Raw genomic sequence first — 14,093 nt, 5'->3', positions numbered from 1 at the left:
ACATTTTTGAGGAGAATCAACAGCTCCTAGCCAATACCGAATGTCCTGTGGTAACTGTTGCGCATGTGCATGAAATGTGACTCGAATCGGCGTGCTTTCATGGCGCTGGCACTTGGCGGTGTAGCCGCCGGGCTGGCGGGACCACATCGCGCCAGCGCGAATGTGCCACAGAAACCGCTGATCATGATCGATCCCGGCCATGGTGGGCACGACCCTGGCGCCATCGCGCCGGATGGCGTGTTCGAGAAGCATATCACCCTTGCCACCGGCCTCGATCTTCGCCGCTCCCTGCTTAAAACCGGGCGCTATCAGGTGGCCATGACCCGCACGCGGGATGTGTTCGTCACACTGGAAGGCCGCGTGGCGGCGGCGGTTAAGGCCAAGGCCAGCCTGTTCCTGGCCCTGCATTGCGACCATCTGCCTGACCCGGACATGCGCGGCGCCTCGGTGTTCACACTGTCCGACAACGCCTCAGACGCGCTGGCCGCCAGCATCGCCACCGATGAGAACAGCAGCGACGGCACACCCGGCCAGATCACCGGCGTCTCCCCGCAGGTGGCGAACATCCTGGCCAGCCTGGAGACCCGCGCCACCAAGATCGGCTCGCAGAGCCTGGCGCAGGATATACAGGACAGCTTCGATGGCATCGTGCCGCTACTGCCCGACCCGCACCGCAGCGCCAATTTCGCCGTGCTGCGCGACCCCTCCACCCCGGCCGCGCTGCTGGAGATGGGCTGCCTGACCAACAAGCTGGACGAACAGCGCCTTCGTGACCCCAAGCAGCGCGCGGTGCTGACGGACCATCTGACCCAGGCGATCGACCGCTATTTCGCCGAATATGCCGGGCGGCGCCTCGCCGGTTGAGACAAAGCCATAAAGCTGCCGCGATCATAGGTGATTGCGGCATTTTTATTTCCAGTATCCTCGCCCCCCTGAAAACCCGGTGCTAATAGCCCAGCCATGTCCGACCCGAGAGACTCCTTTTCCGCCGGCGAACGCCTGGCTCCTCCCCGCCGCGACCCCGACCACCAGCCCCGCGCCCCGCGCCCGCCCCGCGGGCCACGCAAGCGCGGCCTGCTTGGCGCGGTATTCGGCTTTCTTGTCTCCGGGCTGTACCGGCTGGTGTTTCTTGGCATCGTCCTCGGGCTAATCGGCGGCGGCATCGCCTTCTTCTATTTCTCCGCCGGGCTGCCGAGCATCGACAGCCTGAAGACCTACAAGCCCCCCTTGGAAAGCCGCGTCTTCGCCAGCGATTTCCAGCTGGTCTCGGAGCTGGGCAGCCAGCACAGCGTGTATGTCACCTACGACCAGATCCCGCCGATGGTGGGGCAGGCCTTCATCTCGGCCGAGGACAAGCTGTTCTGGGTGGAGCCGGGCGTGAACCCGGCGGCCATGCTGCGCGCCGCCATTACCGACATCACGCTCATCGGCTCCGGCCGCCGCCCCATCGGCGCCTCCACCATCACCCAGCAGGTGGTGAAGAACATGCTGCTGGACAACCACATCACCTTCGGCACCAAGATCAAGGAGGCGCTGCTGGCCATGCGCGTCTCCCAGGCTATGACCAAGCAGCAGGTGCTGACCCTGTACCTCAACGAGGTCGATCTCGGGCACAACTCCTTCGGCATCGCCGCCGCGGCGATGACCTATTTCGACAAGCCGCTCTCCCAGATCGACATCGCCCAGGCCGCCACGCTGGCCGCCCTGCCCAAGGCGCCGACCAATTACGACCCCTTCCTGCACCCCGCCGACAGCCTGCAACGGCGCAATTTCATCATCAGCCGCATGCTGGCCGACGGCGCCATCACCCAGGCCCAGGCCGACGCCGCCACCGCCGAGCCGCTGCTGCCGCGCGCGGGGGTCACCACCCAGGGCGTCGTCAATGGCGGCTACTTCGCCGACGCGGTGAAGGCCCAGCTGGTCCAGAAATTCGGCGCGGACATGGTGAACACTGGCGGGCTGGTTGTGCATACCAGCCTGGACCCGAAGCTGCAGCAGGCCGCCACCGACGCGGTGCGCGACGGCCTGGAGCAGTATGACCACAACTATGCCGGCTGGCATGGCCGCGTGGCGCATGTGGACGATGCCGACCTTAGCGGTAATTGGCAGGCGGATCTCGCCAAGCAAGCCAAGCCGCCAGGCATGCGCCAGAGCTGGCGCCTGGGCATCGTGCTGCAGGCCGCGGGCCAGACGGCGCGGATCGGCTCCATCGACCCCGCCACCGGCAATCCGCAAACCGGCGATCTGCCGCTGGCCAATATGCGCTGGGCCCGTCCGCCGGTGAATGGCGGATTTGGCCCGCGCCCCTCCGCTGTTTCGGATGTGCTGCACCAGGGCGATATCGTCATGGTCTCGGGCGGGGCGAAGCTGGACCTTGAACAGATCCCCAGCATCCAGGGCGCACTCATCTCCATGGACCCGGTGACGGGCCGCGTGCTCGCCATGGTCGGCGGCTGGAGCCATGATATCAGCCCCTTCAACCGCGTGACCCAGGCGCAGCGCCAGCCGGGTTCCTCGGTGAAGCCTTTGGTCTATCTCACCGCCATGGAACAGGGCATCCAGCCCGACGCCCCGGTGCTGGATGGCCCCTTCGTGGTGCAACTGCCCGACGGCACCGTGTACCGCCCCGGAAATTATGAGCAGACCTTCCAGGGGCCGGTGCCGATCTTCCACGCGCTGGAGCAGTCGCTGAACCTCGCCACGCTGCATCTGACCCAGCAGATCGGTCTGAAGAACGTGGCCACCACCTTCCAGAATTTCGGCATCGTGGACCAGATGCCGCCTTATTATCCGTCGGCCATCGGCGCTATCGACACCACTTTGTGGAAGATGGCGGCCGCTTATGCCACGCTGGACCAATACGGGCGGCAGGTGACGCCGAGCCTGATCGACAGCGTGACCAACCCGGATGGCACGGTGCTGTACCAGGCTCCCGGGCAAGTCTGCGATAACTGCGTCAACAACGCCGATCCCGGCCAGATGCCGCAGCTCAACCTCTCCGGCCAACAGGTGGCGGACCCGGATTCGGTGTACCAGATCGTCACCATGATGAAGGGCGTGGTGCAGCGGGGCACCGGCAAACTCGCCGTCGCCGGCATCTCCCAGCCCGTCGCGGGCAAGACCGGCACCACCAACAACTTCAACGACGCCTGGTTCATCGGCTTCACTCCCGGCATCGTCACCGGCTGCTGGATCGGCTTCGACACCCCGGCCAGCCTTGGCAAAGACCAGACCGGCGGCAATGTCTGCGGCCCGATCTGGAACGAGTACATGAAGGTCGCGCTGGCGGATCAGCCCAATGTGGACTTCGCCGCGCCCCAGGGAATGACACTGCAGCAGGCGGCTGAACCCGATGGCACGATGGTGTCGGAAGCCTTCAAACCGGGCGAATCACCAGGTGCGCAAGCGCAAAACGGCTTGCTCGGTGGCACGGATAATGGTGCGCCGGGTGGCACGGCACCTGCCCAGCCGGGTACCCCAGCACAGCCCTCGACCATCGATAATTCCCTGGGTGGGCTGTACTGATTTGATTTAACACAAAGATTGAACAACGCGGCGTGGGCTATGCTTGCGCCGCGTTTTTTGTGTCCGGATTATATCTTTTGTTTTTCTATCGTTTTTATATTTTTAAAACCTACTTCGTTACAGCAAGGGTGCAACCATGGACGACAGCCTGATCAGTCATTTCCGGCGTGGCGCGGATGATCGTTGGGTGTGCAAATTCGCCCTGCAGCTCAACACTCATGACGGCCACATCCAGAGCTTCCGCGTGGGCCAGACCGTGCGCCCCGGCGACTACAACTACGATGGCGAGGATCTGGTGGCGGGGCTGGAGCGCATATCGCTCACCCGCAGCTGGCGCCCGCCCAACCCGCCGCGTATGCTGCCCTATCTGATCTGAGACGCCGCCCCACGGGCCAATTTTTCCATAAATCGTCCCCCAGCGCGCTTTAACCAGTGGCGCGCCCCGCGCAGCCCCTGTTCTTTCGGCGCGGTAAACCCTATATCGGGCCGCATGTCCGCTGAATCCGACCAACTGAATGAGCAGATCGGCCGCTCGGTCGCCCTGCTGAGGAGGCATCTTTGACTGGGATGCCGCTGTCATCAAGCTCGAAGAGCTGAACCACCGCTCCGAAGACCCGAATCTATGGAATGACGCCGAGGCCGCGCAGGCCGTGATGCGCGAGCGTACCCGGCTATCCTCGATGATCGACGGCGTGCGCGCCATCGAGACCGAGGCCAAAGATACGGTCGAGCTGATCGAGATGGCCGAGGCCGAGGGCGACGAGGCGATGGTGAAGGACGCCATTGCCACGCTGGAGCGCCTGGCCGAGACCGTGAAGGAGAAGGAGATCGAATCCCTGCTCTCCGGCGAGGCCGATAGCCGCGACGCCTTCATGGAAATCAACGCCGGGGCTGGCGGTACCGAGGCCCAGGACTGGGCGCAGATGCTGGCGCGCATGTATATGCGCTGGGCCGAGCGCAAGGGCTTCAAGGTCGAGGTACTCGACGAATCCGAGGGCGAGCAGGCGGGTATCAAGTCGATGTCGCTGCAAATCTCCGGCCCCAATGCCTATGGCTGGCTGAAGACCGAAGCCGGCGTGCATCGGCTCGTGCGCATCTCGCCATTCGACGCCAATGCCCGCCGCCAGACGAGCTTTGCCTCCGTCTGGGTGTATCCGGTGGTCGATGACAGCATCGAGATCGAGATCAACCCCGCCGATTTGAAGGTGGATACGTTCCGCGCCTCCGGTGCCGGCGGCCAGCACGTGAACAAGACCGAATCCGCCATCCGCATCACTCACGTGCCCACGGGCATCATCGTGGCCTGCCAGACGGACCGCTCCCAGCACCGCAACCGCGCCACGGCCATGAACATGCTGAAAGCGCGCATGTACGAGCAGGAGCTGCAGAAGCGCGAAGCCGCCTCCGCCGCGACAGAAGCAGCGAAAACCGAGATCGGCTGGGGTCACCAGATCCGCTCCTATGTGCTGGCCCCGTATCAGCTCGTGAAGGATCTGCGCACCGGTTACGAGAGCGGCAATCCGGCCGCGGTGCTGGATGGCGCTCTGGACCCGTTCATGGCGGCGTCCCTGGCCGGGCGTGTTGGCGCAACGCGCTCCGAAGCCTCGGCCATGGCGGAGTAACCAGGACCTACGAAAACGCCTGTACCCGGCAGAGTTTGAGGAAACTCGACTCTGCCGGGCACAGTGCCCCTCCCGCCACGGCAAGCCGCATATCGCCATGGCTCATGCTGCCCTGGGTGTTACTGCCCATGGACAAGTTGCTTTGCGCCAGAGCCAGACCGGTCCCTGCAAGATATAACCTCAGGCGGCTAGGAAAAATCGTTACATTTGCTGAAGTACCGGAATAGCCCAGCCCCACGGCTATGGCCGTGCCACCCGCCTTGCCGCCAATGCAGTTTGGGCATTAATCCAATGCCCTCTTGATGTTACCCGAATGGCAGGCCATGCACGGCGCATGAACGCGGCATTCTGGGTTGTTGTCATCGCGCTGGGGTTCCGGCTGGTCTTTGCCGGGTTAACCGGCTTGGGTATCGACGAAAGCTACATGGTCGCGGCGTCGCGCAGCTTCGACGCCTCGTATTTCGACCATCCCCTCGCCTCCTGGTGGCTGGAACTGGGGGCGCGGGCGCTAAGCGGCAGCGCCGCGCCTATCGTGGTGCGGCTGCCCTTCGTGGCACTCTCTGCTGTATCTTCCTGGCTAATATACGCCATCACCGCGCGGCTCTATGGCGCGCGGGCGGCGTTCTGGGCCGTGGTCGCCTATTCCATCTCACCCGTGTTCTCGCTGGCCTTCGGCTGCTGGGTGCTGCCCGACGGCCCGTTGGACGCGGCGCTGCTCGCGTTTCTCTACGCCGTCATCCGTGCGCTGGGGCTGCCAGACGGCAGGCCTTCGCCGCGCTGGTGGCTGCTAGCGGGTGCATTCGGGGGGCTGGCGCTGCTCTCCAAATACAGCGCCGCCTTGGTGCTGGCGGGCACGGCGCTGGCAGTGCTGAGCGACAAGACCTCCCGCCGCGAGTTGCGTAGGTTTGGCCCCTGGCTCTCCGTGCTGATTGCGGTGCTGCTGTTCACCCCTGTGCTGTACTGGAACGCCACGCATGGCTGGGCGAGCTTCCACTACCAAGGCGGACGCGCCACGGGGCTGCGCTTGCGCCCCGGCATGCCGCTCACCATCTGGGGCGGCGAGGCGCTGTTCCTGCTGCCCTGGCTCTGGCTGCCCATGGTCTGGCTGATGCTGCGGGGCCTTGCGCAAGGCCCCGCAGAGCGGCGTTCCTGGCTGCTGGCATGGGCGGCGGTGATCCCGGTTGTGCTGTTCTCCGTGGTGGGGCTTTGGTCTTCCACGCGCATCCTCTACCATTGGGCCACACCGGGCTACCTGATGCTGTTCCCGCTGCTCGGAAACTGGGCACAGGATTTCCGCTCCCGGCTACGCGACAGCGTGGCAGCCGTCTCCGCCGGTCTGCTGGGCATGGCGGCGTTGTTTATCGCGGCGGAGATTTCGCTGGGCTTCATCCCCGCGCTCGACCGCGTCTTCGCACCAGGAAAATCACCCCTTTTGCAGGCCGTGGATTGGGATTCCCTGGCCACGCAAATCCCGCCCGGAGTGGACGCCATCGCGGCGCAAAAATGGTTCGACGCCGGGAAGATTGGTTACGCCCTGCGCAACTCGCTTGTTACCGTCACGGTGTTTGGCGTCGAGCCGCATCAGTTTGCCTTCTCGGCACCGCCGTCATCGTTACTTGGCAAAAACGTGCTGGTCATCGCCATGCCCGGCAGCACCAGCGCCACGGCAGCGAAGTTCGCGGGCGATTTCCAGAGCTTCGAGCCCGGCCCCGCGCTAACGGTGATGCATCGCGGCACGGTGCTGCTGGTGATCCCCACCTTCATCGGCACGGACATGCTCAAAACACCATGAAGAGGGGGGCGTCACCGCCCCCTCTTGGCTTAAGCCGCCTGCGGCAATTGCTGCGAGGCTGTCTGCGTGTTGATGGCGATCCGGCGCGGCTTGGCGCTTTCCGGCACCACGCGGCGCAGAGCGATATGCAGCAGGCCGTTGGTCAACTCGGCGCCTTCCACCACCATGTGGTCGGCGAGGACAAAGCGGCGCGAGAAGGCCCGTGCGGCAATGCCGCGATGCAGGAATTCAGCCTTCCGCTCCGGCGCCTCGGCAACCTTGCCGGAGACCAGAAGAGCATTATCCTTCACCGTCAGTTCGATGTCGTCGGCCGAGAACCCGGCCACGGCGAGGGTAACACGGTAAGAATCCTCTCCGGTTTTCTCGATATTATAGGGCGGATAACCAGCTGCGTCCTGCGGCAAGGTATCCACGAGCCGGGCCAGACGGTCGAACCCAATGGCGGTACGAAACAGCGGCGCGAAATCATAGGTCACGATAAAACCCCCTTCAAAAGCAAGGTATTTTGGCAGTCTCGAAAATTACCCCTTTCGCCCCCTTTACTGGCGGACGGACGGAGTCCCGGAACCCTCCTAGAGGCATCCCGGTGACTGGATATTATGGGAGTTTTCTGTCCCGCTTCAAGAAAAATCCGACTGCACGTTATCCCGCAGCCGAAATCAGCGCCCCGCCCGTGAGGCGCCAGATGCGGTCGAGCTGCTCCACCCCGGTCAGGCGGTGTAGAATCAGCAACACGGTGCGGCCTTCCGTCACATTGTTCAGCACCTTGAAGAATTCCTGCTCGGTGGCGGCATCGAGGCCAGCGCAGGGCTCGTCCAGCACCAGGATCGGCGCGTCCATCAGCAACGTGCGCGCCAGCGCCAAACGCCGCCCCTGCCCACCGGAGAGCGTGGCCCCGCCCTCGCCCACCCAGGCATCCAGCCCTTCCGGCAGAGCCCGCACGACATCCGCCACCTGAGCGTCCTCCAGCGCCGCCCAGAGCCGCGCGTCATCCGCCGCCGGGTCGCCCAGCAACAGGTTGTTGCGGATGGTGTCGGCGAAGAGCTGCGATGTCTGTCCCAGATAGGCGATGCGGTGACGCAGTTCTTCCGAAGGCAGCAGCAAGACATCCGTGCCGCCGAGGCGGATCTGCCCGCTCACCGGAGCAACCAGCTTCAGCAGCAGCGCGGCGATGGTGGATTTGCCCGCCCCCGACGGCCCGAGGATGGCCACGCGCGCACCCTGTGGCACTTGCAGGGAGAGATTCTCGAACACCCAGGGCCGATCCAACCCGTAGCGGAAGCTGACATGCTCGAAGGCAATGGAATTGCGTGAAGGCATCGGTGAAGGCGTTGCCGGGTCCGGCACGGCGGGCGGAGCCTCGGCGGCCTGCACCACGCGCATGGCGGCGGCATTGGCCTGGCCGTAGAGCAGCCCGGCTCGGGGCAGACCGAGCACGGTCTCGAACGCCGTTGTCAGCACCATCACGGCGATGATCGCCGCCACCGGCGCGCCTAGGAACCCGAGCAGGATGGCCAGTAGAATTCCACCCTGAGCCAGGATAAAAGCACGGGCATTGAGAGCGCTGCCTTTGGCCACCAACTCGCGCTGCGCTGCCAGCAGCGCAGCCTCGCGCGACTGCACCGCCGCCAGCATCCGCCCCTCGGCCTCGAAAATCTTCACCTCGCGCAGCCCGTGCAGCGCATCCAACGCCGCCGAGCGCAGGCCGGACATCGCCTGCCCCGCCTTGCCTGCATTCTCCCGCGCCGCCCGCGCGGCCAGCACCGGCAAATAAAAGGCAACATAGAGGAACGGAAGCAGCACCAGCGCCGCGGCCGCATGCTCGCGCCACAGCACCCAGGCTAGCACCGGCACCAGCATAAGTGCGCTCATTCCCGGCACGAAGATGCGCAGGAACAGCCCGTCCAGTGCGTCCACGTCGTTGACCAAACGAGAGAGCGCGTCGCCCGCACGGCGGAAGCCAAGCCCGCCCGCGGCACTCGCCGCCAAGCCCCGAAACAGCCAGACGCGCAGATCCGCCAGGGCGCGGAAAATCGCCTCATGCGAGACCACGCGCTCCATATAACGCAGCACTACACGCACCGAGCCGATGAATTGCAGCCCCAACGGCACCAGCACCGCCGTACCCGCGAGGGAGAGCGCAAGATAGCGGCCGGAGAAGCCCATCAACGCCACACCGGCAGCCAGCGCCGCCAGGGAGAGGAGCACCGCCAGCGCCAGCCAACCAGCATCGCGGAGCCACAAGGAGAGGATACGGCGCATCGGGCTCATGCCGTCACACTCCGCCAGCTGGCGTATCGTAATGCGTCGAGATCCAGCCGCTTCGCGCCTATGGTTTTAGCGAAATCCATGGCCATGGTGGAATGCGTGGCCAGCACCACTGTGCGCCCGGCGGCGAGGTGCTTGAGGCTTTCGAGCACGTCGCGCTCCACGGCGGGGTCGAGATGCGCGGTGGGCTCATCGAGCAGCAGCAACGGCGCGTCCTTCAGGAAAGCGCGGGCGATGGCGATGCGCTGCGCCTGCCCGCCCGAGACGCCGAACCCGCCCTCGCCGATGGGCGTCTTCAGCCCCTGCGGCAGGCTGGCGATCAGCTCCGTAAGATGCGCGTGGCGAATGGCGTCGGCCAGCTCCGTCTCGCTGGCGGCGGGGCGGGCGAAGCGGATATTCTCCTCGATGGTGCCCGCAAAGATCACCGGGCGCTGGCCGATCCAGCCCAGCATCTTGGTGCGGGCCGCCGGGATCAGCGTGTCCATCTCCACGCCGTTGATGGTGACCTTGCCCGATTGCGGCGCGAGGAAGCCGAGGATGAGGTCCATGATGGTGGATTTGCCGGAGCCGGAGGCGCCGGTGAGCAGCAGCATCTCGCCGCGCCCAACCTTGAAGGAGAGATTCTCCACCACCGCCGGGCGGGACGCCTCCCAGGAATAGGTGACGTGCTCGAAAGCCAGCGTCACCCCATGCGCGGCAACGGAGCGGATATCCACCGCAGGCACGGCAGGCGGGGGTTCCGGCAAGGCGGCGAAATCGTCGGCCACCGCCTCCACCGCCATGCGATCGGCGTAGACAGCGGAAAAAGCGCGCAGCGGGGCGAAGAACTCCGGCACCAGCAGCAGCATGAACAGCGCCGTGGGAGCCAGCGCCGTGTGCCCGTGCAACACCGGGGCGAAGCGCAGCACGATAATCACCAGCGCCGCCGCTGCCGCCAGATCAAGCGCCGTGGAGGAGAGGAAGGCGACGCGCAGCACGCGCATGGTGCGCTGGCGCAGCTCCTTGGCGGCTTCGGCCAAAGCGCGGGCTTCATCAGCCGCGCGGCCCGCCAGCACGATGGTCGAGATGCCACGGATACGGTCGAGGAAGCGGATTTGCAGCCGGGTCATGGCCAGGAACTGCTTCTTGGCCGCAACCCCGGCACCTATGCCCGCCACCGCCATGGCGAACGGCACGAACAACCCGGCCAGCAGCAGCGTCAGCCCCGAGCGCCAATCCACCCAGAGCGCCGCCAGCCCCACCAGCGCGGGGCCGAGCACCGCCAGGGCCGTCGCGGGGATCCAGCGAGCGTGGAAGCCGTCCATCGCCTCCACCCGGTCCACCGCCGTGGCGGCGAGGTCCGCCGAGTGACGCCCGCGCAAACCTGCCGGGCCTTGTGCCAGCAGCGCCGCCAGCACCGCGCCGCGCAGCCGGCGCCGCGCGGATGCCCCCAGCTCGAAATTCTGCCGCTCCACCTGCATTTGCAGATACGCCCGCGCCCCCGCTGCGGCGATAAAGCCGAGTGCATAGAGCACGGACATCCAGGCCCCAGGCCCCAGATGCAGCACCCCCGCCAGCAATGCCGCCGCGCACCCCGCCTGGGTTATCCCGCACAGCACGGGCAGCAGGCTCAGAAGGATGGGAATTCTGGCGGCGCGGAACCCAAGTTTTTGCTCAGCCTTAACCCAGGGTTTGGTACGTGCGCTCATGCGTCTTTTCTAGCGGCGCCCGGCGCCCTTGCCCAGGGGCTGGACGGTTGGCGCAAAATGGTCAAAACCCCGTGCCAAATGATGATCGCCAGAACACTCGAGGAATTGCGCGCCGCACGAGAGGCGCTGGGTCCGGTCGGCTTCGTGCCGACCATGGGGGCGTTGCACGAGGGGCATCTCACCCTTGTCTCCGCCGCCAAGGCCGCTGGGCTGCCGGTCGCGGCCAGTATCTTCGTCAACCCGACGCAGTTCGGTCCGAACGAGGATTTCGCCCGCTATCCGCGTGACGAGAAAGGCGATTTGGACAAGCTTGAGGCGGCTGGCTGCGCGCTGATCTGGCTGCCGACGCCCGAGATCATGTACCCGCCCCATAGCGCCACGACGATCACCGTAGGCGGCCCGGCGCTGAAATGGGAGGGCGCCTCCCGCCCCGGACATTTCTCCGGCGTGGCCACGGTGGTGGCCAAGCTGTTCGGGCAGGTCCGGCCGGAAGCCGCCTATTTCGGCGAGAAGGACTGGCAGCAGGTGCAGGTGGTGAGCCGCATGGTGGAGGATCTGGCACTGCCGGTGCGCGTGGTGCCGGTGCCGATCGTGCGTGAGACGGGCGGCCTCGCCCTCTCCTCTCGCAACCGCTACCTCTCCGAGCCCGAGCGCAAGGCCGCTCCGGCACTCTATGCGGCGCTGAGCCATGCCGCGCAGGAAATCGTTGCCGGGAAGGAAGTGGCGGCGACATTGCACGATGCCCGGCACTCCCTGTCCAAGGCCGGGATGGTGCCGGATTACGTGGCCCTAGTGCATGCCCATACGCTGGAGCCGCTGGAGGGGTTTGCCCGCCCGGCACGGTTGATTGCCGCCGCCAAGCTCGGCGCGGTGCGTCTGCTGGACAACGTGCCCGTCGGCTAGGCCGGATGCGTCACCAGCCAAGCAAACGGGTGGGGCGCCACGAGCAGCCATACCGCCAATGACCACAGGCTGCTGACGCCAACCCCCAGGATCAACCCCAGCGCCGTGCCAGTTTGGGACTTACCAAACTCGGCGCGCACCAGCGGAATGGGCAAACGCAGCCCAAGCGTGAGGTTGCACAGCAGCACCCCGGCCAGCCCCGCGAGCAAGGGGGCCAGCAGATTGGGCGCGCTGGCCATGGTGACTAGCACCGGCAGGGCCAGGATGAGCAGCGCGGCATAACCGGCGGCGGCGATACTGACCCTCGGTGGCAGTGCAACCGGCACGGGAGCCGTGGCGGTCAGTTCCGGCGCGTCCTCGGTTCCGCGCAGCACCGAGATGAAGAACAGCCCCAACTGCCCGGCCAGGAATACCAGCAGCGGCGGCACCACAGCCATGCCGCCATAAGCCTCGCCCTTGCCCGCCAAGATGAACACCACTGGCACCAGCGTAAGCGAGCGGTACACCACCTGCGAGATCAGCCCCGGAAAGCGGCCGAGCAACCGCAGATCCTTGGCGAACAGGGCGGAAAAGGCGGTGTTAGCGAAGCGCCCGCCCTGCGCCCCGGTGCGTCCGGGTGGGCGATAGGCCGCGGCGGTGATGGCACCCTCGGCGAAGGGTCTGGCCAGCACCCGCCAGGCCAGCGCGAACACCGCGAGACTGACCGCGATGCTGGCGAGAAGATCCACCCCATGCCCCAGCAGCCCGCGCGCGAAGAGAAAGGCGCTCCCGCCGCCGCCCGGCCCTGGCAGCATGGCCTGCCAGAACCGCACCAGCGTTTGCGGCGGCACGAAGCGCGAGAGCTGACCCAGGATGAAGATGCCGATCCCCACCCCGAGCGCCAGCGTATGCCCCGCCCGCCTTGCCGCCGCCGGGCCGATGCGCCCGAGCAGCGCCGTGACCGTGGCAAAGGCCAAAGCCGCGACCATCAACCCCTCGGCCAGCAGCATGGGATACACCGCCAGCGCCCAGAACTGGCCGTACACCGCCAACGCATTGGCCAGCACCCCGCCCAACAGCGCCCAGGGAGCGGCGATGCTCACGGCCACGCCGAGCATCCGCACCGCCAGCACGCGCCCCGGCGGGATTGGCGAGGCGAGCAGGAAATCGGCGTCACCCCGGCCGTAAATCACGTCGATACTCGCGGTCATGGCGCGGGAGAACATCAGCGCGAACAGGAAGACAATGTTGATATTGGCGGCCAGCAGCATCTGGTTGGCGGGGAGCGGGTGGCGCACGATCTGCCCCGCCAGCAGCAGCGCGATGCCTTGGAAGATCACCCCCACCGCGATGACCGGGATAAGCACATGCTTATGCGTGCGCACCAATATCGAGCCGCGCCAGAGCACGCGCAGTTCGTGGCGCAGCAACCAGAGGAAGCCCGGAGCCGCGAGCATCACGCGGCGGTGGCGGTGAGATGGAGGAACACATCCTCCAACGAACCAGAAACCCCGGCCCGATCCCGCAAGGCCGGTAAATCGCCATCGGCCAGCAGCCGCCCGCCGGAGAGAATGCCGATGCGGGTGGCTAGGCGCTCCGCCACCTCAAGGATGTGCGTCGTGAGGATGATCGCCGCCCCGCCCTCCACATGCTGGCGCAGCAGGTCTTTCACCAGCCGGGCGGAGGCGGCGTCCAGCCCGGTGAGAGGTTCGTCGAGCAGCAGGAATTTTGGGTCATGGATCAGCGCGCCCGCCAGCACGGTCTTCTGCTTCATACCGCGCGAGAAGCCCTCGCAGCGTTCGTTGCGGTGCGGCCAGAGGCCAAGCGTGTCCAGCAACTCCTCGGCGCGGGTTTGCGCACGCTCCGCCTCCACGCCCCACAGACCGGCGACGAAGGCGAGATATTCAAGCGGGCTTAGCCGACCGTAGAGCAGCGGCTCGTCGGGGATCCAGGCCATGATCGCCTTGGCGCCGAGCGGGTCGGCCAGCACATCGCGGCCATAAACCGAGATGCACCCATCATCCGGGCGCATCAGCCCGGCGATCATGCGTAGCGTGGTGGTTTTGCCCGCACCATTGGGGCCAAGCAGGGCGTAGAACTCGCCCGGATAAATGGTAAGGTCCAGCCCCTCGACCACCTTGCGACCAAAGGATTTCGCCAAGCCACGGACCGTGAGGGCCGCCTGCATCTCCGTCGCGTCCATTAAGCCCCCGCGTCATTCCGGCCGATGCTAACAAGGCCGCGGCGCAGTTGGCTAGGGTGTGCCTTTAATGCGGCCTCTCGTCCCGCTCGGGCTCCTGCCGCCATGGGGAAGGC

General features: G+C 65.9%; 11 protein-coding genes. 6 read left to right on the top strand and 5 right to left on the bottom strand.

All coding sequences use genetic code 11. From position 1 onward, the window contains the following. The first annotated feature begins 99 nt into the window (after positions 1–99). From HNP71_RS02655 to HNP71_RS02635, 5 genes are all read left to right on the top strand, one after another. The gene (locus HNP71_RS02655; RefSeq protein WP_183265317.1) at positions 100–864 is read left to right on the top strand and encodes an N-acetylmuramoyl-L-alanine amidase family protein; all 765 of its coding nucleotides are present in this window, start codon (positions 100–102) and stop codon (positions 862–864) included. A 96-nt stretch (positions 865–960) separates the two neighbouring features. Next, positions 961–3,525 (top strand): penicillin-binding protein 1A, encoded by a 2,565-nt coding sequence (locus HNP71_RS02650; RefSeq protein ID WP_183265316.1) that lies wholly within the window; start codon positions 961–963, stop codon positions 3,523–3,525. Positions 3,526–3,661: 136 nt separating this feature from the next. Further along, entirely contained in the window at positions 3,662–3,901 is a 240-nt protein-coding gene (locus HNP71_RS02645; protein ID WP_183265315.1) for a hypothetical protein, read from the top strand. 114 nt (positions 3,902–4,015) lie between these two features. After that, positions 4,016–5,147 (top strand): peptide chain release factor 2 gene (gene prfB, locus HNP71_RS02640; protein WP_183265314.1). Its coding sequence is split into 2 segments (ribosomal slippage): positions 4,016–4,084 and positions 4,086–5,147, totalling 1,131 coding nucleotides; the frame shifts between segments, so codons are not numbered across the junction. A 334-nt stretch (positions 5,148–5,481) separates the two neighbouring features. Further along, on the top strand, positions 5,482–6,939 hold the full coding sequence (locus tag HNP71_RS02635; RefSeq protein ID WP_246344043.1) for a glycosyltransferase family 39 protein: 1,458 nt from the start codon (positions 5,482–5,484) through the stop codon (positions 6,937–6,939). A gap of 29 nt (positions 6,940–6,968) precedes the next feature. On the opposite strand, the gene HNP71_RS02630 is transcribed toward HNP71_RS02635, so the two are convergent. The 3 genes from HNP71_RS02630 to cydD form a co-directional block, all read right to left on the bottom strand. Beyond that, on the bottom strand, positions 6,969–7,415 hold the full coding sequence (locus tag HNP71_RS02630; RefSeq protein WP_183265312.1) for an Hsp20 family protein: 447 nt from the start codon (positions 7,413–7,415) through the stop codon (positions 6,969–6,971). 166 nt (positions 7,416–7,581) lie between these two features. Next, on the bottom strand, positions 7,582–9,210 hold the full coding sequence (cydC, locus tag HNP71_RS02625) for a thiol reductant ABC exporter subunit CydC (RefSeq protein WP_183265311.1): 1,629 nt from the start codon (positions 9,208–9,210) through the stop codon (positions 7,582–7,584). Then, entirely contained in the window at positions 9,207–10,895 is a 1,689-nt protein-coding gene (gene cydD, locus HNP71_RS02620; protein ID WP_183265310.1) for a thiol reductant ABC exporter subunit CydD, read from the bottom strand. Before cydD ends, cydC begins: the two co-directional genes overlap by 4 nt. Before the next feature lie 57 nt (positions 10,896–10,952). On the opposite strand from cydD, the gene panC reads away from it, so the two are divergent. Then, positions 10,953–11,798 (top strand): pantoate--beta-alanine ligase, encoded by an 846-nt coding sequence (gene panC / locus HNP71_RS02615; protein ID WP_343062190.1) that lies wholly within the window; start codon positions 10,953–10,955, stop codon positions 11,796–11,798. Here the strand turns inward: panC and HNP71_RS02610 are convergent. Both HNP71_RS02610 and HNP71_RS02605 read right to left on the bottom strand, forming a co-directional pair. Continuing rightward, entirely contained in the window at positions 11,795–13,237 is a 1,443-nt protein-coding gene (locus HNP71_RS02610) for a hypothetical protein (protein ID WP_183265309.1), read from the bottom strand. The two genes, panC and HNP71_RS02610, sit on opposite strands and share 4 nt — an antisense overlap. Next, positions 13,234–13,980, bottom strand: coding sequence for an ABC transporter ATP-binding protein (locus HNP71_RS02605; RefSeq protein ID WP_246344042.1), 747 nt, complete (start codon positions 13,978–13,980; stop codon positions 13,234–13,236). The genes HNP71_RS02610 and HNP71_RS02605 overlap by 4 nt, the downstream gene beginning before the upstream one ends. Positions 13,981–14,093: the final 113 nt, after the last annotated feature.

It is taken from the genome of Acidocella aromatica, from assembly GCF_014201825.1.
Lineage (GTDB): Bacteria > Pseudomonadota > Alphaproteobacteria > Acetobacterales > Acetobacteraceae > Acidocella > Acidocella aromatica.
Note: the sequence above shows the minus strand (reverse complement) of the source record. Positions and strands in the feature narration are given on the sequence as shown.

Coding starts and splice junctions, on each gene's coding strand:
- HNP71_RS02655 (WP_183265317.1), top strand. CDS start 100: ATGGCGCTGGCACTTGGCGGTGTAGCCGCCGGGCTGGCGGGACCACAT.
- HNP71_RS02650 (WP_183265316.1), top strand. CDS start 961: ATGTCCGACCCGAGAGACTCCTTTTCCGCCGGCGAACGCCTGGCTCCT.
- HNP71_RS02645 (WP_183265315.1), top strand. CDS start 3,662: ATGGACGACAGCCTGATCAGTCATTTCCGGCGTGGCGCGGATGATCGT.
- HNP71_RS02635 (WP_246344043.1), top strand. CDS start 5,482: ATGAACGCGGCATTCTGGGTTGTTGTCATCGCGCTGGGGTTCCGGCTG.
- cydC (WP_183265311.1), bottom strand. CDS start 9,210: ATGAGCCCGATGCGCCGTATCCTCTCCTTGTGGCTCCGCGATGCTGGT.
- cydD (WP_183265310.1), bottom strand. CDS start 10,895: ATGAGCGCACGTACCAAACCCTGGGTTAAGGCTGAGCAAAAACTTGGG.
- panC (WP_343062190.1), top strand. CDS start 10,953: ATGGTCAAAACCCCGTGCCAAATGATGATCGCCAGAACACTCGAGGAA.
- HNP71_RS02605 (WP_246344042.1), bottom strand. CDS start 13,980: ATGGACGCGACGGAGATGCAGGCGGCCCTCACGGTCCGTGGCTTGGCG.